Raw genomic sequence first — 448 nt, forward strand, 5'->3', positions numbered from 1 at the left:
GATATTTGCAGAAAATATCATATTGGGAATCGTGCACAGCTCAGGGATTGGATAAAGGTGTATAATGCTCATGGAGATTTCAACTCCGTAAAACACTCAGGAGGAGGAAGCTACATGAAGCAAGGACGGGAAACCACGCAGGAAGAGCGTATCCAAATTGTTAAGGATTGCATTGCCAGTGGAAAGAATTACGGAGAAATGGCCTTGAAATACCAGGTTAGCTATCAACAGGTTCGGAGTTGGACTCTTCGGTTTGAACAGATGGGAGAAGCAGGATTGGAGGATCGGCGGGGCCGCCGGAAGAAAGACCAAACTCCTCGCACCGAACTGGAAAAAGCCCAAATTGAAATTGAGCAACTCAAGCACAAGCTATATCTGGCGGAAATGGAGAATGCACTGCTAAAAAAATTGGACGAGATCGAGAGGAGAGAGGCCTGGAAGAAGTGAG

At 46.4% G+C, this 448-nt stretch carries 1 protein-coding gene; it reads left to right on the forward strand.

Annotated elements, in window-relative coordinates; all coding sequences use genetic code 11:
• Nucleotides 1-447 (forward strand): helix-turn-helix domain-containing protein (locus H9X86_RS12200; protein WP_204901758.1); only part of this gene is annotated, 447 nt, incomplete at its 5' end.
• Nucleotide 448: the final 1 nt, after the last annotated feature.

It is taken from the genome of Pseudoflavonifractor capillosus, from assembly GCF_016902575.1.
In the GTDB taxonomy this organism is placed as follows: domain Bacteria; phylum Bacillota; class Clostridia; order Oscillospirales; family Oscillospiraceae; genus Enterenecus; species Enterenecus capillosus_A.